20 protein-coding genes are annotated in these 19,198 nt (G+C 71.4%); 10 read left to right on the plus strand and 10 right to left on the minus strand.

The window, feature by feature from the left end; all coding sequences use genetic code 11:
• Positions 1-52 precede the first annotated feature (52 nt).
• Together AB0M93_RS22435 and mca are read left to right on the plus strand one after the other, a co-directional pair.
• Positions 53-1,399, plus strand: coding sequence for a DHA2 family efflux MFS transporter permease subunit (locus AB0M93_RS22435; protein ID WP_364276101.1), 1,347 nt, complete (start codon positions 53-55; stop codon positions 1,397-1,399).
• A complete protein-coding gene (gene mca, locus AB0M93_RS22440) occupies positions 1,396-2,238 on the plus strand; it encodes a mycothiol conjugate amidase Mca (protein WP_364276102.1) in 843 nt (280 codons plus the stop codon). Before AB0M93_RS22435 ends, mca begins: the two co-directional genes overlap by 4 nt.
• Before the next feature lie 206 nt (positions 2,239-2,444).
• Here mca and AB0M93_RS22445 read toward each other — a convergent pair whose 3' ends face one another.
• Complete coding sequence (locus AB0M93_RS22445; protein WP_364276103.1) at positions 2,445-3,611, minus strand: cytochrome P450; 1,167 nt, start codon at positions 3,609-3,611, stop codon at positions 2,445-2,447.
• Positions 3,612-3,664: 53 nt separating this feature from the next.
• Between AB0M93_RS22445 and AB0M93_RS22450 the strand changes: the two genes are divergently transcribed.
• From AB0M93_RS22450 to AB0M93_RS22465, 4 genes are all read left to right on the plus strand, one after another.
• A complete protein-coding gene (locus tag AB0M93_RS22450; RefSeq protein WP_364276104.1) occupies positions 3,665-4,546 on the plus strand; it encodes a DUF5926 family protein in 882 nt (293 codons plus the stop codon).
• A 130-nt stretch (positions 4,547-4,676) separates the two neighbouring features.
• Positions 4,677-5,030 carry a DUF952 domain-containing protein gene (locus AB0M93_RS22455; RefSeq protein WP_364276157.1) on the plus strand — a complete coding sequence of 118 codons (354 nt, stop codon included), beginning with the start codon at positions 4,677-4,679 and terminating at the stop codon, positions 5,028-5,030.
• Positions 5,031-5,240: 210 nt separating this feature from the next.
• A complete protein-coding gene (locus AB0M93_RS22460; protein ID WP_364276158.1) occupies positions 5,241-5,753 on the plus strand; it encodes a SigE family RNA polymerase sigma factor in 513 nt (170 codons plus the stop codon).
• On the plus strand, positions 5,750-6,574 hold the full coding sequence (locus tag AB0M93_RS22465) for a hypothetical protein (RefSeq protein ID WP_364276105.1): 825 nt from the start codon (positions 5,750-5,752) through the stop codon (positions 6,572-6,574). Before AB0M93_RS22460 ends, AB0M93_RS22465 begins: the two co-directional genes overlap by 4 nt.
• 75 nt (positions 6,575-6,649) lie before the next feature.
• Here AB0M93_RS22465 and AB0M93_RS22470 read toward each other — a convergent pair whose 3' ends face one another.
• The 3 genes from AB0M93_RS22470 to AB0M93_RS22480 all read right to left on the minus strand — a co-directional run bounded on the left by AB0M93_RS22470 (position 6,650) and on the right by AB0M93_RS22480 (position 9,394).
• A complete protein-coding gene (locus tag AB0M93_RS22470; protein ID WP_364276106.1) occupies positions 6,650-7,204 on the minus strand; it encodes a ferritin in 555 nt (184 codons plus the stop codon).
• A gap of 149 nt (positions 7,205-7,353) precedes the next feature.
• Positions 7,354-8,541, minus strand: coding sequence for an arginine deiminase (locus tag AB0M93_RS22475; RefSeq protein WP_364276159.1), 1,188 nt, complete (start codon positions 8,539-8,541; stop codon positions 7,354-7,356).
• Positions 8,542-8,581: 40 nt separating this feature from the next.
• Positions 8,582-9,394 (minus strand): CPBP family intramembrane glutamic endopeptidase, encoded by an 813-nt coding sequence (locus AB0M93_RS22480; RefSeq protein WP_364276107.1) that lies wholly within the window; start codon positions 9,392-9,394, stop codon positions 8,582-8,584.
• 22 nt (positions 9,395-9,416) lie between these two features.
• Here AB0M93_RS22480 and AB0M93_RS22485 point away from each other — a divergent pair, with 22 nt between their 5' ends.
• The gene (locus tag AB0M93_RS22485) at positions 9,417-9,878 is read left to right on the plus strand and encodes a PPOX class F420-dependent oxidoreductase (protein WP_364276108.1); all 462 of its coding nucleotides are present in this window, start codon (positions 9,417-9,419) and stop codon (positions 9,876-9,878) included.
• On the opposite strand, the gene AB0M93_RS22490 is transcribed toward AB0M93_RS22485, so the two are convergent.
• Positions 9,870-10,664 carry a DUF2470 domain-containing protein gene (locus AB0M93_RS22490; RefSeq protein ID WP_364276109.1) on the minus strand — a complete coding sequence of 265 codons (795 nt, stop codon included), beginning with the start codon at positions 10,662-10,664 and terminating at the stop codon, positions 9,870-9,872. The genes AB0M93_RS22485 and AB0M93_RS22490 overlap by 9 nt on opposite strands.
• Before the next feature lie 151 nt (positions 10,665-10,815).
• On the opposite strand from AB0M93_RS22490, the gene AB0M93_RS22495 reads away from it, so the two are divergent.
• The gene (locus tag AB0M93_RS22495; RefSeq protein WP_364276110.1) at positions 10,816-11,841 is read left to right on the plus strand and encodes a hypothetical protein; all 1,026 of its coding nucleotides are present in this window, start codon (positions 10,816-10,818) and stop codon (positions 11,839-11,841) included.
• On the opposite strand, the gene AB0M93_RS22500 is transcribed toward AB0M93_RS22495, so the two are convergent.
• The 4 genes from AB0M93_RS22500 to AB0M93_RS22515 all read right to left on the minus strand — a co-directional run bounded on the left by AB0M93_RS22500 (position 11,808) and on the right by AB0M93_RS22515 (position 16,945).
• Positions 11,808-13,046 (minus strand): MFS transporter, encoded by a 1,239-nt coding sequence (locus AB0M93_RS22500; protein ID WP_364276111.1) that lies wholly within the window; start codon positions 13,044-13,046, stop codon positions 11,808-11,810. The genes AB0M93_RS22495 and AB0M93_RS22500 overlap by 34 nt on opposite strands.
• A gap of 83 nt (positions 13,047-13,129) precedes the next feature.
• Positions 13,130-13,867 carry a hypothetical protein gene (locus tag AB0M93_RS22505; protein WP_364276112.1) on the minus strand — a complete coding sequence of 246 codons (738 nt, stop codon included), beginning with the start codon at positions 13,865-13,867 and terminating at the stop codon, positions 13,130-13,132.
• Positions 13,868-13,880: 13 nt separating this feature from the next.
• Complete coding sequence (locus AB0M93_RS22510) at positions 13,881-15,692, minus strand: substrate-binding and VWA domain-containing protein (RefSeq protein ID WP_364276113.1); 1,812 nt, start codon at positions 15,690-15,692, stop codon at positions 13,881-13,883.
• A gap of 80 nt (positions 15,693-15,772) precedes the next feature.
• A complete protein-coding gene (locus AB0M93_RS22515; protein ID WP_364276114.1) occupies positions 15,773-16,945 on the minus strand; it encodes a homogentisate 1,2-dioxygenase domain-containing protein in 1,173 nt (390 codons plus the stop codon).
• Positions 16,946-17,030: 85 nt separating this feature from the next.
• On the opposite strand from AB0M93_RS22515, the gene AB0M93_RS22520 reads away from it, so the two are divergent.
• Both AB0M93_RS22520 and AB0M93_RS22525 read left to right on the plus strand, forming a co-directional pair.
• Positions 17,031-17,885, plus strand: coding sequence for a hypothetical protein (locus AB0M93_RS22520; protein ID WP_364276160.1), 855 nt, complete (start codon positions 17,031-17,033; stop codon positions 17,883-17,885).
• Positions 17,882-18,526 (plus strand): helix-turn-helix domain-containing protein, encoded by a 645-nt coding sequence (locus tag AB0M93_RS22525; protein WP_364276115.1) that lies wholly within the window; start codon positions 17,882-17,884, stop codon positions 18,524-18,526. Before AB0M93_RS22520 ends, AB0M93_RS22525 begins: the two co-directional genes overlap by 4 nt.
• Here the strand turns inward: AB0M93_RS22525 and AB0M93_RS22530 are convergent.
• On the minus strand, positions 18,523-19,185 hold the full coding sequence (locus tag AB0M93_RS22530; protein WP_364276116.1) for a DUF998 domain-containing protein: 663 nt from the start codon (positions 19,183-19,185) through the stop codon (positions 18,523-18,525). The two genes, AB0M93_RS22525 and AB0M93_RS22530, sit on opposite strands and share 4 nt — an antisense overlap.
• Positions 19,186-19,198: the final 13 nt, after the last annotated feature.

Raw genomic sequence — 19,198 nt, forward strand, 5'->3', positions numbered from 1 at the left:
GTCACTGGGTCAGACCTAATCTGAGGTTCGACCTAATCAACTGGGGGTGGGCATGACGACGGCAGTCCGGCCGGATGCGGCGCTGTGGCGGCTCGGCGGTGTCTTGATCATGGGGGCGGTGCTGTCGATCCTCGACGCGACGATCGTGACCGTCGGGATCGACTCGATCGCCCGTGACCTGGACAGCCCGCTGACCACGGTGCAGTGGGTGGCGAGCGCGTACCTGCTCGCGGCTTCGGCGGCCATTCCGCTGTCGGGCTGGCTGACCGACCGGTTCGGCGGCCGCGCGGTGTGGCTGACGGCGGTGGCGATCTTCACCGCGGGCACGCTGCTGTGCGGCTTCGCGTGGTCGGCGTCGGCGTTGATCGCTTTCCGGGTGCTGCACGGGCTGGGCGGCGGGCTGATGCAGCCGGTCGGGCAGGCGGTGTTCGCCCAGGCGGCGGGGCCGGCACTGGGCCGGATGATCGGGGTGATCACCCTGCCGGCGACGGTGGCGCCGGTGCTGGGCCCGATGCTCGGCGGCGCGCTGGTCGCGGACCTCGGGTGGCGCTGGATGTTTTTCGGGATCGTCCCGCTGGGCGTGGCGACGTACCTGTTAGCGCGCCGGCTACTCCCGGCGCCGGAACCGGCCGGGGTGCGCGCCGCTTTGGACGTCCGGGGTATCGCGTTGCTTTCGCCGGGGCTGGGCGCGTTCGTCTACGGCCTGGCCGAGGGCGTGGCGGTCGCCTGGATCGCCGGAGCTGCGCTGCTGCTGGCGTACGGCGTCCACGCTTCCCGGACCGCGTCGCCGGTGCTGGACCTCCAGCTGTTCCGGCACAAGGGATTCGCGGTCGCGAGCGTGAGCACGTTCCTGCTCGGAGCGTCGCTGTACAGCTCGATGCTGCTGCTTCCGCTGTACTACCAGCAGGTCGAGCACGCGAGCGCGTTGCGGGCCGGGCTGCTGCTGGCGCCCCAGGCGCTGGGCTCGGCGGCGGTCCTGTTGGCGAGCGGCCCGCTGCTGGCCCGGTTCGGCCCGCGCCGGACGATGCTGGCCGGGATCGGGCTGTCCCTGCTGGGCACGATCGCCTTCACCCAGCTCGGTTCGGCGCCCAGCGGGGTCCTGCTGACCCTGTCCCTCCTGATCCGCGGCGCGGGCCTGGGCGCGGCGACGGCTCCCGGCATGACAACGCTGTACGGCTCGCTGGAGCGGTCCCGCATTCCCCGGGCGGCGAGCGCGTACAACGTCGTCAACCGCATCGGCGGCTCGCTGGGCACCGCCTTGTTGGCCGCGATCCTCCACGACCGGCTCACGGCCGCGTCCCCGCCCGCGGCGTTCGGTGCCGCGTTCACGTGGGCGCTGGCCCTGTCGGCGCTGACGTTGGTTCCCGCTCTCTTCTTCCCTGCGAAAGGCACCCGATGACCCTCCGCCTCCTGAGCGTCCACGCCCACCCGGACGACGAGTCCAGCAAGGGCGCGGCCACCTTGGCGCGCTACGCCGCCGAAGGTGTCGATGTCCTGGTCGCCACCTGCACCGGCGGCGAACGCGGTGACGTCCTGAACCCGGCCCTCGACACGGCCGAGACGTGGGCGGACCTGCCGGCGATCCGCCGTCGCGAGATGGCCGAGGCCGCCGCGATCCTGGGCGTCCGGCAGTGTTTCCTCGGCCTGGTCGACTCCGGCCTGCCCGCCGAGGGCGAGCCGGTGCCCGATGGCAGCTTCGCGGCCCTCCCGCTGGCGGAGGCGTCGGCCCCGCTGGTGGCGTTGATCCGCGGGTTCCGCCCGCACGTGGTGATCACGTACGACGAAACGGGCGGCTACCCCCACCCGGACCACATCCGCACCCACGAGGTGACGGTCGAAGCCTTCTCCGCGGCCGCCGACCCGGCCCGCTACCCCGGCACGGGCGAGCCGTGGCAGCCACAGAAGCTGTACTACCAGGCGGTCTTGAGCCGTGCCTGGTTCGAGGCCCTGCACGAAGCCACCCTCGCCGCCGGCCTGGAGTCGGCCATGGCCGAGGTCCTGAACGAACTCCCACCCGACAAGCTTCCGGTCACCACCAGAATCCGCTGCGAAGCGTTCTTCACCACCCGCGACCGCGCCCTCCTGGCCCACGCGACCCAGGTCGACCCGTCCCACCCGTTTTTCGCCCACTCACGCGAAATCGAGCGCCAGGTCTGGCCCTACGAGGACTACCACCTGGCCCACCCCACCCCCGGCCCCAACCTCGAAGACGACCTCTTCACCGGAGTAACCCCATGACCCGAGATGCCCCGCCAATCACGCGTGATGGCTCCCCAATCACGCGAGATGACCTTCCAATCACGCGAGATGCCTCCCCAATCACGCGAGATGCCCTTCCAGTCACGCGAGATGCCCTTCCAGTCACGCGAGATCCGCCCCGGCTCACGCAAGATCCGGCCCTAATCACGTGAGATCCGGGTCCGGACCCCGCCGGCCGGTGACCCTCAGGCGGTGACCCGCAGCTCCCGCAGCCCGCGGATCACGAACTCCGGCCGTCGCCGCGGGGTCTCCGCCAACCGCAGTCCCGGCAGCTTCTCCGCCAACGCACTCAGCGCGGCGGCGATCTCCACCCGAGCGAGAGGAGCACCCACGCAGTAGTGGATCCCGAGGCCGAAGCCCAGGTGGGCGTTGGGCGTCCGGCCGATGTCCAGGCGGTCCGGCTCGTCGAACACCTTCGGGTCGCGGGCCGCGGCACCCAGCAGTGCGCCGATCTTCTGGCCGCGCGAGACGACATATCCGCCTATCGACACGTCCTCGGTCGCCGTCCGCTCGAACAGCTGCAGCGGCGCGTCGTACCGGATCAGCTCCTCCACACACGAATCCAGAAGGGCAGGTGAGGCCAGCAGGCGCTCCCACTGGTCCCGATGCGTGAGCAGGGCCGTGATGCCGTTGCCGAGCACGTTGACCGTTGCCTCGTGGCCGGCCATCAGCAGCAGCACCGCGGTGGCCACCAGCTCGTCCGGGGTCAGCTCGCTGCGCAGCAGGTCGCTGATGATGTCGTCGCCCGGGGCGTCGGCGCGGGCCGAAGCCACCGAGCGGACGTACTCGACGAACTCGGCGGCCGCGCGCTCGGCGGCGTCGCGTCCGTCCTCGGGGAGGCCGTACTCGTACATCTTCACGATGGCGTTGGACAGCTCGACCATGCGCGGACCATCGGTGCCCGGGACGCCCAGCAACTCCGCGATCACCGCGACCGGCAGCGGCTGGGCGAGGTGCTCGAGGAGGTCGGCGCTGCCGTCGGCGGCGATCGCGGCCGCCAGGTCGTCGACCATCCGGGTGGCGAGCGTCGCGACCATCGGGCGCAGCCGCTGGACGTGGCCGCGGCCGAACGCGCCCGCGATCAGGCGCCGGAGGCGCGTGTGGGCCGGTGGTTCGTTCTCCAGGAGCGAGTTGCGGTGCAGCAGGTTGAACGCGGCGAACCGATCGAGCGGCTGGGCGTCCTGCCAGATCCGGCCCAGGCCGCGGTGACGCAGCACCGCCGACGACGCGGCGTGCGACACCGCCACGGCCAAGCCGAGCCCGTCGTGGAAATGGACGTCGCCCTGCTCGCGGAGGGCGGCGAACGCCGGGTACGGGTCTTCCAGGAACGCGGGATCGCGGGGGTCGAACACGTCGCGAGAGTAGCCCTTCGATAGCGTCACAAGCCGAGCCAGAGGAGGCAGCAGTGGGCAAGGGCGCGCGCAAGAAGGGTCCCAAGCAGGCGTCGGACCGCAAGCCGAAGGTGCGCGACGTCTTCGTCGGCCAGCCGTTCGAAGGGCTGGCGGCGGAGCCCGAGCTCATCGCGCTGCGCGAGTTCGTGCCGTCCGCGACGGCCGAGCTCACCCTCGCCGACGGCGGCGAGGTCACCCTCGGGACCGTGCTGCCGATGGCGGCGGCCGCGTTCGTCCGCTCGGACGGGCGGCGCTACCTCGGCCTGCAGGTGCAGACGCGCTCCTCCGACATCAGCCGTGACCTCGGCCGGTCGCTGAAGTGGCTGCTGGACGCCAAGGAGGGCGACGTCCTCGGCGTGCCGGACACGACCACGCCGCCGTCCGCCGACGAGCACGCGCGGCTGCAGGATCTGCTGACCCCGGGCGCCGAACTCGACGTCACGCTGCACCAGGACTTCGCCTGGTGGCTGCCCGAGGACGCGGACGCCACCGGTGACGTCGCGGTCTCCCTCGAGCGCGCGAACGCCGCGATCATGCCCACCGAACGGCTCGGCTCGGGCGCCTACTGGGTCCTCGCCGGCGAGAAGGCGCACCTGCGCTGGGTCCGTCCGGAACCGGAGAACCTGCTGCTCCAGGCCCTGGCCCGGCTGTCCGCGGCCGGCGAACTCGGCCTTGGCGAGGGCACGCGCTACGCGGGTTCGTTCCGGGCGCACGGCCTGCTCGTCCCGGTCTGGGACCTCGACCCCGAAGCTCACGCCCGCGAGTGGGCGGAGGCGAAGGACGCCCTCGGCGCCCGCCTCGAGACGGCCCTGAAGTCGCTCGACGACGAGCCGCTGAACGCGGCCGAGCGGCGGGCTCGGGACGGCCTCATCGGCCGTCAGCTGACCCTGCGCTGAGCGACGTTGACGAGCGCCGGACCACCGGTACGAACCGGTGGTCCTCCACTCGCTCGATGAGCGTTCAACCAGGCATTATGTGGCGCACGAGACACCGCCGCCGGATCGCGCCGGTGGGACCATTCTCGGCGTGATACTTCACATCTGCGGGGCGGCCGACTGGGCCGAAGTGGGGGAGGACGGCGACTACCGGCCGCCGTCCCTGGGGGAAGTCGGGTTCATCCACTGTTCCGACTTCGGCACGGCGACCTTGCCGGCCAACATTCGCTACCGGGGTCGCACCGACCTGGTTCTGCTGGAAATCGACCCGGCCAAGGTCGGGTCCCCGGTGCGCTGGGAAGACGGCGTGCCGCCGCACCCGGAAGGGATCTGGTTCCCGCACGTCTACGGACCGATCCCGCACGCGGCGGTCGTCGGCGTGCACGAATTCCGCGAATCCGAAGGCGGCGGTTTTCGCCTGCCCAGCTCGCTCGTCCAGCGCTGACGTGGGCATTTCATCACCCGGCCGAACGAATCAGGATCCGGCCGGGAACGCGGGCAACCTGAGGGGGCTGTGATGCGTGTTGGGGAGGAAGGCGGTTCGGCCGCCGGCTACCCGACCCCGATGGGAGGCGATACGGTGACCGCTGCGGCACCCGTCTTCACCGGGGGAGATACCTGGGTGACCAGCGCAGGCCGAGGGAGGGCCGCGACGTTGCCGGGCGAGCTCACCGACTTCGGCGACTTCGTGCAGGCCACCCTGCCCGGACTGCTTCGGTACGGGCACGCGCTCACCGGCAACCCGCACGACGCGGCCGACCTGGTGCAGACCGTGCTGGAAAAGATCGGCTCGCGCTGGGCTTACGTCCACGAGAAGACCGGCGACCCGCTGGCCTACGTCCGCCGGTCGATGGCGAACGCGCACGTGAGCCGCTGGCGGCGGACGCGTCGCGAGAACCTCGTCGCGGACCTGCCGGACACCAGTCCGCACGTGCCGGACGACCCGTTCGAACACGAGCCGCTGTGGCGTGCGTTACGAACGCTGCCGCCGCGACAACGTGCCGTAATGGTGCTGCGTTACTACGAAGGTCTCTCGGAAGCGGAGATCGCCGGTGCTCTCGGCGTCACCCAGGGCACCGTGAAGAGCCAGGCCAGCAAGGCGATCGCGTCGCTGCGGATGAAGCTGAGGGCGGCCGACGGCGAAGGCGAAGGGAGTGGTGCGGGTTGAACATCTCCGAGGACGAACTGGAGCAGCGCCTGCGCGCGCTGTTCGCCGACGAGCGGCTGGACCTGCCGCCGCCGCCGGACGCCGGCACGGTCATCGTCGCCGGTGCGCGACGGCGTCGCCGCCGTCGCCACACCGTGCAGGCGGTGGTCGGTGTCGCGGCGGCCGTGGTCGCCGTCTCGGGTGGGCTGACCATGGTCCGGCTCCACGCCGAGGACGGCACCGCGGTGATGACCGCCGACGGGACTCAAAGCACCGTTAAGCCGCCTGAAAACCTCACGCAGGGCCGGTCGCCCGAGCCGTCTACGCCGGGGACGACCAGCACCCAGAGCATCCAGGTCTCCGTGCCGCCGGGCGCCTCGACGTCGCCCCTGCCGCAGCCGTCGACCTCTTCGTCGCCGTCCGCCCTCGCCGCCGTGACGAGCGGGCCGCTCCTCGCGGCCGACGGTTTCGGCCGGCTCAAGCTCGGCATGTCCGAGGCCGACGTGATCGCGCAGACCGTGACGCTCAGCGACGCGCAGACCGGCGCGAGCTGCACCGTCTACAAAGCACAGGGCAGCGGGATACCCGCGGCCGCGAGCGTCGTCATTTCGAAGGCGGCCGGGCTCGTCGTCGTGACGCCGGACGCGGCGGCGCACACCGCCGAAGGCGTCGGCGCCGGGTCCACCCAGAGCCAGATCTTCGCCGTCTACCCCGCCGCCAAGGCGGAGCCCGGCGGCGTTGCCGCCCCCGCCAGTGCCACCGCCGACTACCACTTCCGGCTCGGCGACACCGGGGTCGTGCAGACGAGCCTGATGAGCGTCACCCAGGACTGCGCCGGCTGAGCGCCCGCGCATGCGAAAACCCGGGCTGTCCACAGGGGGAGAGCCCGGGTTTTCCTTATTCGGCTGACGAAAATCTCAGAGCTTGCCGCCGGCCACCGGCGGCATCTGCGAGTCGGTGCCGGCGTCGCCGACGGACTCGCGGTACAAGTGGTTCTCGACCTCGAACAGGTTGCCGTTCGCGCGCTTGACGACGTTCAGCAGCGTGCTCATCTGCGAGATCTCTTCGACCTGCTCCTTGAGGAACCACTGCGTGAACTGCTCGCCGATGTAGTCCTCTTCGGCGCGCGCGGCCTTGGCCAGCGCGGAGATGTCGGCGGCGACCTCCTTCTCCTGCTCGAGCGCGAGCTCGATGAGCTCGGTGACGCCGGAGAAGTCGTTGCGCACCTCCCCGGTGCCGGGGATTTCGACGTGGTGGTCGCGGTCGAGCATGTACTGCACGAGCGCCATCGCGTGGTTGCGCTCTTCGACCGACTGCTTGTAGAAGTGCTTCGCCAGCTGCGGCAGGTCCTCGGCGTCGAACCACACCGCAAGCGCGATGTACTGCTGGGACGCGTTGAACTCGTTGTGGATCTGCGCCTGCAGCAGTTCGTAGAACTTCGAGCGCGGTTCTTTCTTCTTGGTGAGGGCCATGCAGACCAGAATAGATCAAGATTGGCGCAAATGCCACTCGGGGCTGGTGATCCGGACCCTATTAGGGTTACCATTCCTAAAGAAGACTCACATTATTTAAGTAAGCCTTCCCTAAATGCGTGCGACATTTTAGGGAAGGCTTACTTCGTTTACTTCAACGGTTCGCGGCGGATGGGGCACGACATGCACCGCGGCCCGCCGCGGCCGGAACCCAGCTCCGAGCCCGCGATCGGCAGCACCTCGATGCCGGCCGCCTCCAGGCGCTCGTTCGTCTCGACGTTCCGCTCGTAGCCGACGACCACGCCGGGCGCCAGGGCGAGCGTGTTGTTGCCGTCGTCCCACTGCTCGCGTTCGGCCGTCACCGGGTCGAGGCCGGTGTCGATGACGCGCAGCCGGTCGATCTCCATCGCCTCGGCCGCGGCCACCAGGAACGGCGCCGGGCCGGCGACCTTGACCCCGCCGTCGCCGGTCGGGCGCAGCGTGAACGCCGTCAGCGAGTCGCGCGCCAGCGGGTACATCACCACCGCGTCGGCGTCGACCATCGTGCACACCGTGTCCAGGTGCATGGTCGCGCGGGACTGCTCGATCGGCACCGCCAGCACGGTGTGCGCGATGCCGTCGGCGAACACCGACCGCGCCAGCGACTCGGCGCCGGCCGCCGTCGTCCGCTCGCCGACGCCGATGGCGAGCACGCCCGGCGCCAGCAGCATCACGTCGCCGCCTTCGATCGGCGCGGAATGGGCGCCGTACGCGCGGGCCGCGTGCCGGAAGTACGGGTGGTAGGCGTAGATGAGGTCCAGCACCGCGGTTTCGCGGCGGCGCGCCGGCATGGTCAGCGACGAAATCGCGACCCGGTCGGCGATCCACGCCGAGGAATCGCGGGTGAACAGCAGGTTCGGCAGCGGATCGACGGCGAAGTCGTGCGGGTGGTTCATCATCCGCACCAGCGACGCGCCCTCCGCCGACGGCAGCTCCTCGAACGTCATCCCGGCCATCAGCACCTCGGCCAGCCCGGCCGAGGAAACGCCGGACAGGTGCGACCGCAGCGAGTCGGCCAGGTCGCCACCGAGCCGCCGGTCGTCGACCGCCGCGTGCACGCCGGCCGCGTGGGCCCGGTCGTCCTCCAGGGCCGTGCGGAGCGCGTCGGCCAGCAGGAGGACGTCGACGCCGCGGTTGCGCAGCACCTCGGCGAACGCGTCGTGCTCGGCCTGGGCCCGGTCGACCCACGGGATCGAGTCGAACAGGAGCTGGTCGTTGTTGCGGGGCGTCAGCCTTTTGAGCTCGTTGCCGGGCCGGTGCAGCAGCACCGCGCGCAGGGGTCCGACTTCGCTGTCCACCCGGGGAGGTGCCGTTTCGTCGATCACCCCCCGATCCTAGTCAAGGCAACCACGAAACGTGCCCCTTCAGCAGGGCATATCCGACGAACGACACGAAGTCGAACAGCGTGTGCGCGGCGACCAGCGGCCACAGCCGGTTCGTCTTCTGCCACAGCCGCCCGAAGACCAGCCCCATGATGAAGTTGCCGACGAACCCGCCGAACCCCTGGTAGAGGTGGTACGACCCGCGCAGCACCGCGGCGCCGAACACGGCGTTGTTCTCGCGGACGCCGAGCTGGCGCAGCCGGGTCAGCAGGTAGCCGATGACCAGGACTTCCTCGGCGAAGGCGTTGCCGAACGCCGAGAACGTCAGCGAGATCGGCCGCCACCACGTGTCGCCCAAAGTGGACGGTTGCACCGCCAGGCTGAACCCCAGGTGGTACGAAATGAAGTAGAGCGCCAGGCCGGGGACGCCGATCAGCGCGGCGAGCGCGACGGTCAGCAGCGCGTCACGGCCCGGCGACCGGCGGTCCAGCCCCAGCTGCGCGACCTTGATCCCCGCGCGCCACAGCAGGTACAGCCCGAGCGCGCCCCAGCCGACCAGCTGCGCCGCCGACAGCAGCTGCTTGAGCAGGTCGATCAGGCTCGCCGCGGCCTGCGGCACGTTCAGCTGGGTCTGCTGCTGCGCCAGCGGCACCGGCTGCAGCAGCGAGTCCACAAGGGACAGCAGGCTGCGCACGCCGGACATGCCCAGCGTGATCCCGAAGACGAGCAGCAGCTCGAGCTTGACCGCGCGGCGCTCGGCCGGGTCCTCGATCGTCCCGGGGAACTCGGGGCGGGCCGGGGCCAGCCACGATCGCGCGGTGAACGTCATGTCCGCACGCTACCGTCGGGGTATGCCCAGGAGCATCGCCACCAACGAAACCGTCGACCGCGCCGCGCTGGTCGAGTTCCTGTCCACCCGCCACCGCGCGATCCTGCTGACCACGAAGGCCGACGGCGGCCCGCAGCTCTCGCCGGTCACCTGCGGCGTCGACGCCGAGGGCCGGCTGGTCATCTCGACCTACCCGAAGCGCGCGAAGGTCGTGAACGTCAAGCGCAACCCGAACGTCTCGGCCTGCATCCTGTCCGACGAGTGGAACGACCAGTGGGTGCAGCTCAACGGCACCGCCGAGGTGCTCGACATCCCGGACTCGGTCGAGCCGCTCGTCGAGTACTTCCGCGCCATTTCCGGCGAACACCCGGACTGGGCCGAATACCGCGAAGCCATGGTCAAGCAGGGCAAGAGCATCATCCGCGTCACGATCGAAAGCTGGGGGCCGATCGCGAAGGGCGGCTTCCCCGCCGAACTAGCCTGACCGCCCGCGCAGGAACGGGCAGCCGACCAGCCTTCGCAGCTCCGACGCGAGCTGCGAAGGGCTGTCGACCGACCTCGAGAACGCCAGCCGGACGTCGTGGTCGCCGGTGTCGGCTTCGACGCGCAGCCGCAGCCCGAACCGGTCGAGCCCGAGCGGCCGGATCCGGCCGCCGCGCAGTTCCGCGGGCAGGTGCTTGGCCAGCTGGCCGACGACGTCGGCGTGGTCGGCTTCCAGGTGCCGCAGCCATTTGGCCTCGTAGTCGTGGAACGGGTCCGGCGGCGCCGCGCTGAACGTGTGCGGGCGCAGCGAGTGGGTGCCTTCGGCGTCGGCGAGCACGAGCGACGCCGGGGTGAGCCGCAGCAGCGTCACGCCGTGGCCGACGTCGAGGAGGCGCTCGTCCGGGCGTGTTTCGGCGATCGCCACCGCCCGGGCGCGGGCCGAGACCGGGGACAGCGGCCGCAGCCAGCCGGTGATCCACAGCAGCCCGCGGATGGGTTCACGCAGCGCGACCGGGGCCTGGTCGGCGAGCTCGACCATCACGGCCAGCTCCCCGCGCTGGGTCTGCTTCGCCGCGTGGACCAGCTGGTGGTCGTCCGGCAGCAGCACGCTGACGCTGCCGCTGTGGTGCACGTGGTGCAGGAGCGGCACGACGCGCTCGCCGTCCAGATCCGCGCGTTCGCAGGTCGGCAGCAACGACGCGGGGCCGTTGCGCGTCGCGATCGTCTTGGCGCGCTCGGCGGGGTTCGGTGCCGGCGGGCGGCGGACGCTTGTGGGTGCCTCGGTCACGGCTCACCTCCTACTTAGGTGAGCCTAACCTGAATCCGACGGTCTGGATAGTCAAAGCGATCACGTGCTTTCCGCTGAACGGCGCATCCGGTAACGCCGATGCCCAGTTTGTCGAAGAGTGGGTAACAACCCGACCCCGTGGGGGTTCCGCGTGCCGATCGTCCCGGTCCCCGAGCGCGTCCCCGCGTTCGAGCTGGACCCCGCCATGCCGTCCGGGGCCCTGCCGATCTTCGGCGAGTACCTCGACCGACTCGGCCGCAACGCCGCGAACCAGCGGCTGCTGTCCTGGTTCTTCCTGGCGTTCGGGGTCGCCCAGTTCTTCACCGGCGCCGGGGTGGTGCTGCCGGTCGGCATCCTCGCGCTGGTGGGTTCGGTCGAGGCGTGGTGGCTCTACCGCGCGTACGTGCGCGTGCCGGAGACGCGGCTGAAGCGCGAGGCCTTCCGGCAGGTGGACATCGCCGCCGACGGCTTGGTCGCCGCGGGTCGGTCGGTCGGGGTGCGGCTGCCCGACGGCCGGTGGCTGCGCGTCCGCCTCGACGAGCCCTACCGGCTGCTGCTGGCCGCGCACCGGCGGGTGTGGCTGCTCGGCCGGGGGCAGAAGGTGTTCGTCGGCTTCCCCGGCGTGATGCGCGTCCGCCGCGCCCGGATCTTCGACGCGCCACCGGCGGACGCGGCCGCCGTGCCACCAGTCCCGGGGGCGTACTCGCCGCGGCTCGACCCGGTGCTGACCGCGCACCGGCGCCGCATCGCCCGCGACCACCGCGCGCTGGCCGCGTTCCTGCTGCTCCTGGCCGGATTCGCCGGCTGGGTCCGGCTCGACTTCCCGGCGACGGGCTGGATCGCGTGGACGTTCGCGGGCGGCGCCCTGCTCACCGCGCTCGTGGCGGCGGCCCGATCGGTGGCCTACAGCCGCTCCCTCGCGGCGGACCACTGGACGGAGCTGCGTGCGGTGCTGGACGGCCCGGTCCGCATAGGCTCCCGCGGCGCCCGCCTGAGCGGCCTGACGATGCTGGCCGACGGAACGGTGATCGCCTTCCGCATGCCCGCGGCAGACCCGTCGATGGCGGCGAACGTCGCGGCCACCGGACGCCTGTGGATCGCCGGCGTCCCGCGGCCCGGCGGCGCGACAGCGGGCGTGCCGGGCTACCCGGTGCTGGGCACGGTCTGGCTCGGCTGAGCGGGCGTCCGGTCGCGGCGGGGCAGCAGCAGCGGCGTCACCAGCACGAACGCCCCGGCGATGCCGATCGCCACGCGCGGGCCCGTGAAACCGGCCAGCGCGCCCCAGACCGCGGTCAGCGTGGCGATCGCCGCCTTGGTGCTGACCGACCACGCCGACAGCGTCCGCGCGATGCGGTCCCCCGGGAGCTGCTCGAGCCGGTAGGTCACGAGGACCGGGTTGAAGACGCTGCAGCTGACGATCAGGCCGAGTTCGACGACCATGACGTACACCAGGCCGCCCGGGCCGGCCGGGATGAAGGCCAGCGCGAGCAGCCAGCACGCCCTGACTGCGCCGCTCGCCACCAGGACGGGATGGCGGCCGAACTTCCGGACGAGCCGCGGGGTCAGCCGCGACCCGGCGAGCCCGCCGAGGCACGGGACGGCGAACGCGAGCCCGTACTGCCACGGCGTGAACCCCAGCTGGTTCAGCATCAGCACGGCGAGCAGCGGCTCGGTGCCCATGACCAGGCCGTTGAACACCATGGCGTTGAACAGCAGCGGCCGCAGTCCCGGGTGCGCCAGCAGGAACCGCCACCCGTCGGCGAGCTCGCGCGGGCGCAGCCGGGTGGCGTTGCGCGGCCGCGGCTCGGCTCCGCCGATCGCGCGGATCCCCAGCGCGGAAAGCAGGAAGCTGACGGCGTTCGCGACCACCGACGTCACCGGCCCGAACAGCGCGAACGCCGCTCCGCCCAGCGGTGGCCCGAGCGCGGTGGCGGTCCAGTTCGTGGCCTCGAACCGGCCGTTCGCGAGCAGCAGGTCTTCGGGCGGGACGAGCCCCTTGAGGAAGGCGCCGCTCGCGGAGGTGAAGGTGATGTCCGCCGCCGCGACGACCACCGAGACGGCCAGCAGCTGGGCGAAGCTCAGCACCCCGAAGGCATAGCCGGCGGGCACGCTGATCAGGGCGCCGAACCGGACCAGGTCCATGGCGATCAGCACCGGCTGCTTCCGGTGGCGATCGACCCACGGCCCCAGCGGCACGGCCACCAGCGCACCGACGGCCGGCCCGACCGCGGCCAGCGCGGAGACGGCCGCCGGCCCGGCGTGCAGCACCAGGATCGCGAGCAGGGGAAAGGCCCCGAAACCGAGCCACGTCCCGAACGCGCTCACGGCGTAAGCCGACCAGAGCCACCTGAACCGCGGTCCCAGCGACCGCCCGCGCATCACGTCGGCGATCAAAGCGGGGAACGGCCACCCGGGGCAACCGACATGCCGCGGCGCAACCGGTCGTCCTCGAGGAGCCGGCCCGCCTAACCCAGCGACTTCCGCGTCGCCTGTTCGGTCTCCAGGACGCCCTGGCGGATGCCCTCCAGCTGGTCGCTCAGCTCGCGCACCGCGCCGGTGTCGACGGCGACGTCCGTCGTCGCGGCCGTCAGCTCCGCCACGCGCGCCACCAGGCTGTCCAGGCCCAGCGCGCCGGACTGCAGCTGGGCCAGCAGCTTGTCCCGCGCGCCCGACAGCCGCGCGTGCACGTCCGCCTGCGCCTGGACCGCCGTCAGGGCTTGCTCCAGGTCGCCGCGCACCTCCGGGTTGGCCGTGCGCAGTTCACGCTGCAGCCGGCGTCGTTCGTGCGCGACGGCGTCGAGGTCGACGCGGGAAAGCGCCTGCCCGGTCGCCGACGCGCGGCCGGCCAGCCGTCGCAGCGTCGACAGCGTCTCCTGGACGACGGGCTCCATGTCCGCGACGCGGTCGGCCAGCGGGCCGGAAGCCAGGGAGCCGCTGAGGGAGGCGAACCCCTCCGCCGCGGCCGAAGCCCGGCGCAGCCAGCCGTCCTCGGCCGATCCCGGGACGACGTCCAGCACCCGCGCCTCGCGCGGTGCCGGCTCCTTCTCGCGCGTCGCGGCCGCCACACCCGCCCACACCGCGAGGACGGCGACGCCGACTCCGGCCGACGCGACGACCGGCAGCTGCACGGCCCACGCCACCCCCGCCGAGGTGGCGGCGAGCAGCAGCCCCCACGGTTCGGCGAGCTCACGGGCGAACTTCATGGCCGCCAGGATCTCAGAAATTCGAGATCACGGACGTGAAGACCTGGTTGATCGAGTCCGGTTTGGACGAGTCGTACTCCGATCCCGCCGTCGCCTCCGCGATCTGCTTCAGCACGTCCTGGTCGGCGTCCGAGCCGTAGGCGATGGTGAACAGCCGGACCGACTCCGCGTTGCCCTCCGGCCGCAGCTGCGGCAGCAGGTGCTCGACGTCGACGCCGCCGGAGTCCTCGTTGCGGCCGTCGGTGAGCACCACGACCGCGTTGATCGCCGTCGGGTCCAGGTGGGCGTTCAGGTACTGGTACGCGGCCAGCGACGAGTCGTACAGCCCCGTGCCGGACTGGGGCGTCAGCCCGCTGAGCCGCATCGCGAGGGTTTCCTTGCCGCTGTTGCCGAGCGGCTGCACCGGCAGCAGTTCCTGGTAGTCCTTGTCGCCGTCGAGGTGGGTCGAGAACTGCCAGAGCCCGACCTGGTCGCGGGGCACGAACTGGCCGAGCGAGTCGATCGCGGCCTGCTTCGCCAGGTCGATCTTGCTCTTGCCGGTGCCCTTCACCTCGTCGCCCATCGAGCCCGAGACGTCCACCACGAGCAGCACGTTCGCCTTCTTGCGCAGGTCGGTCCACGACGCCAGCAGCTTCGAGAGCACCGTGGGCGACGGCGGCCGCAGGAAGGTGATCTTCGCGTCCGGCTGGGCGCCGTTGGCCGTCGTCACCTGCGGGCCCGGTTTGCCGTCGAACGAGCGGAAGCCGAGCGCGGCGAACTTCGCCTGCGTCTCCTGGCCTCGCAGGAAGCCAAGGAAGTCGGCGGCGATCTGCTTGCGGGTCGCGTCGGCCCAGTTCAGCGTGACGAACGGGTGGTCGGAGTTCAGCGTCCCGTCGGCCGGGTAGACCGCCACGAGCGGCACCTTCGGCGGCGCGTGCTGACCGACCTTCGCCGGGTCGTTCGTCGGGTTGCCCTGGTTGTAGCCGATCAGCGAGCTCTCCTCGACGGTCACCGCCGAGATGTAGGACAGCGCCGCGCCGCGGTCGTCGGCCTTCTGCAGGTTCGTCAGGAACGTCAGCGTGTTGTCCCCGTAGTGCACGATCGCCTGCTCGATGTTGGAGACGAACTGCTTCGCGTCCGGCTTCTCGAGGGCGGCCGCGGTGAGGTCGGACGACGTGCCGGTGGCCGCGTAGTACGCGCCGATGGTGGCGTTCAGCCCCGCAGTGGAGATGTTCGGGTTCGTCTTGCCGAGCCGGAACTTCCCCCACTCCGGGTGGCCGTACTTCGCCCAGCCCGCCGGGTCGGTGGCCAGCGCGGCGAGGTCCTTCCAGCCGATCGGCTTGCCCGGCCAGCCGAGCGCCTCGGCCATCGGCTTCGGCATCGCGACGACCAGCGGCGAGTTTGCGACCGACTGCGGGTCGCCGTCCGGCACGATCGACGCCGTGTCGCCCTTGGCGTTGACGCGCAGCAGGTTGACCCAACCGCCCGCGGCCGGCGTCCAGACGTCCGGGCGCGGCCCGTCGGTGGCTTCGTTCCAGCCCCTCGCCAGCGCCTGCATCGCCACGCCGGACGATTTCGACCGCACGACGACGTCGACGCAATGGCCGGCGACGGTCCGTCCGGAGTAAGCCTTCGCCGCTTCTTGGACGATGCCGAACTTTTCCGGCGAAGAAGCGATGTTGAGCGCGACCGCGTCCGCCCCGGAGCACTTCGGCTGCTCGGCGGCGTCGTCGCCCGAACCGCTGGTCCAGTACCGGATCCCGATGATCAAGGCGATGGCGACCACGATCGCGGCCAGGAACGGGAGAATTTTTCTCCTGCGTCGCGCTGGTTGGGAATTGATCATCGAATCCTCCCCGTTCCGCCACCCGGAAGTTCATTATCCGGGCGCCGGAACGGGGCGGGGACGGTAATTCCGAATCTTGACTAGGACTTAGGGCCGCGGCGCGACCACGTCCAGGCGTAGCCGGGGTCCTCGGACGCGTCGGCGGCTTCGCCGAGCTCCAGCGGCGCGAACGTGTCGACCATGACCGCCGTCTCGTCGAAGAACTCCGCGCCGATCGACGCCTCCGCCGCGCCCGGCTGCGGGCCGTGCGTGAAGCCGGACGGGTGCAGCGACAGCGAGCCGATCCCGATCCCCGAGCCCTTCCGGGCCTCGTAGTTGCCGCGCACGTAGAACATCAGCTCGTCGGAGTCGACGTTCGCGTGGTTGTACGGCACCGGGATCGCGCCCTCGTGGTAGTCGACCTTCCGCGGGCAGAAGGAGCAGACCACGAAGTTCGGGCCCTCGAACGTCTGGTGCACGGGCGGCGGCTGGTGCACGCGGCCGGTGATCGGCTCGAAGTCGTCGATGTTGAACACCCATGGGTAGAGGCAGCCGTCCCAGCCGACGACGTCGAAGGGGTGCGTCGCGTACGTGTAGCGGGTCAGCCCGGCGCGGTGGCGCACGAGCACCTCGACGTCCTCGCCGTCTTCCAGTAGCGGCTCCGAAGGCCCGCGGATGTCACGCTCGCAGTACGGCGAGTGCTCCAGGAACTGCCCCTTCGCCGACAGGTAGCGCTTCGGCGGCCCGATGTGGCCGCGCGCCTCCAGGGTGAAGAGGTTGACCTCGCCGTGGGGGACGACCCGGTAGGTGCACGACGTCGGGATGACGACGTAGTCGCCGTCGCCGACCTCGAGGCGGCCGTAGATCGTCTCGAAGGTCGCGGAGCCGCCGTGGACGTAGAACAGCTCGTCGCCGGCCGCGTTGCGGTACAGCGGGCTGGGGGCGGTCGCCGTGACGAACCCGATGGTGACGTCGTTGTTGCCGAACAGCCGGCGCCGGTCGGTGACCGCGTCGGCCTCACCGCCGAACTTGAGGTCCTGCGTCTTGAACGCCCGCGGCTTGAGCGGGTGGTTCGGCGTGAGCGACCCGCGGTCCTCTTCGACGGCCACGGCGTCGACGATCGCCGTCGGCAGGCCGCGGTGGTAGAGCAGGGCGGAGTCCGCGGAGAAGCCTTCGACGCCCATGAGCTCCTCGGCGTAGAGGCCGCCGTCCGGCTTGCGGAACGCGGTGTGCCGCTTGTGCGGGATCTCACCTACTCGCCGGTAGTAAGGCATCGCCGTCCCTCCTGGAGGTGTCCGTTGTGCGAACGATTTTGTCCTCATGTCGTACGCTACTAGCGTGTCAGTCGTGTCAAGCGCTGTGGAACTCACGCCCCCCGGCCCCCGTGGAATTCCTCCCCTGTTCGCGAGGCTCGTCGACGACTCGGCGCTGTTCCCGCCGGGGGACGCGGCCATGCCCGAAGCGCTGCGCGCGCACTTCGCGAGCCGGGAGTCCGAACACGCCGGTGTACTGGGGGTTTTCCTCTGCCAGGCCTCCCGGCTGCCGGAACTGATCACCGAGCTGATCAAGATCAAACCGAAGCAGCCGCTGCCGCTTTCGCTGATCATCGACACCGGCCTGGGTGGTGTCCCGAAGGCCATCTCGATCGTCGAGTCGCGCAGTGAGCTGCTCGCGCTGCGGATGGTCGAGATGCCCGCGCCGTCGGACGTCGACGAGGTGTGGCTGGAGCGCGTCTCCGAGTTCGTGCCCGAGGACGTCATCCGGGTCGTCGAGCCGCGACGCGGTGTCGGCTGGCTCGACGGCGTGCGGAAGGTGATCGAGCACGGCAGCTGGCCGAAGATCCGCTGCGGCGGCCAGGCCGGCGAGAACTTCCCGAGCGTCGACGAGGTGGCGGACTTCCTCGCCGTCGTCAGCGGGTCCAGCGGGGCGTCGTTCAAGGCGACGAACAGCCTGCACCGCGCGGTCCGGCACACCGACCCCGGCACCGGCTTCGTGCACCACGGCTTCCTGAACCTGCTCGTGGCGTCCGCGCGCAGCCTCGCCGGCGGCGACGTCCGCGCGGCGCTGGAGTCGACCGATGCCCAGGCGCTGGCCGACGAGGCCCGCGCGCTGTCCGAGCCGGCCGCGAAGGCCGTGCGGGCGCTCTTCGCGTCCTACGCGGCGGCGTCGTTCGAGGAGCCCGTCGCCGACCTGGGCGAACTCGGCTTGCTGTGACCAGCCGGGAGGGGTCGCTGACGCTCGACCGGGGCTTGGCGCTGCTGCAGGCAGTGGCCGACGCCGGCGGCGACGCGGCGACCATCTCCGAGCTGGCCGTGGCCATCGGGGCCAGCCGCGCGGCCGTCTACCGGCTGCTCGTGCCGCTTTCGGAGCGTGGGCTGGTCTGGCGGGACGGCACCAAGGTCCGCCTCGGCGTCGGCCTGCTCCGGCTGGCCGGGCAGGTGCTGCCGCAGCTGCGTGACGCGGCCGGCCCGGTGCTGCGTGAGCTGGCCGAGAAGGTCGGCGCGACCGCGCACCTGTCGGTCGCGCAGGGGACGCAAGCGCTTGCGGTGGCGGTCGTGGAGCCGTCCTGGACCAACTTCCACGTCGCCTACCGGGTGGGCAGCCGGCACTCGCTGACCGCCGGCGCGGCCGGCAAGGCGATGACCCTGCGTCCCGGCGGCGACGGCTGGGTGACGTCGACGGGGGAGCTCGAGGCGGGTGCGTCCGGCGTCGCGGCGCCGGTCCGCGGGGTGCCCGGGCTGCGGGCGAGCGTCGGCGTCGTCTCGATGGAGCCGTTGAAGGCCGCCGAAGTGGGTCCCCAGGTCGTCGCGGCCGCTTCCCGGCTGGCCGGCATCCTGAAGACGGACGCCTCCTAGCGCCGCGAGACCGCCAGCAGCGGGCGGACCATCGTCAGCAGCAGAGCGACGTCGACGCTGAACAGTAGGCGCTCGAACAGGCCCAGCGTGACGTCCTGCTGGGCCGGGCCGAGAACGAGCGTGAGCACGAACCCGGCGAGCACCACGCCGACGCTGGCGAAGCTCGCCGTCGCCAGGCGCCGGATCGTCGTCCGGCGGGGCTCCCACGGGCAGCGCTCGCGGCCCTTCCTGGTGAGCACGAACGCGGCCGCGGGCAGCGCGACGAACGCCGTCAACGCGGCGATGTTGTGGACCTGCCCGGCGAGCGAGCGCGCCTGCCCGTCGGGGTCGACGGGCACGAGGCCGCACACGAGCAGCCCGGCCGACCAGACGCCGAGCAGCACGCAGACGGCCGTGGTGCCCGGACGGTGGGCCTTGGCGATGCCGGCGAGCAGCGCGACCGAGCCGAGCGAGAGGGCCAGGCACATGATGCTGAACAGGGGAGCGGCCGACGACGTGCCGAGCTTGCCGTAGACGTACTCCGACAGCGTCTGCCAGATCGGGCTGACCTGGCCGGACAGCCGCAGGTGCAGGTCGATCGAGATGGCCACGGCGAGACCGATGCCGCCGAGCGCGACCCGGCCGTGCAGCGGCGAGACCGCGCTCGAAGGCTTGTTCACCTGGTGCTCTCCC

Source organism: Amycolatopsis sp. NPDC051102 (assembly GCF_040682815.1).
GTDB lineage: Bacteria > Actinomycetota > Actinomycetes > Mycobacteriales > Pseudonocardiaceae > Amycolatopsis.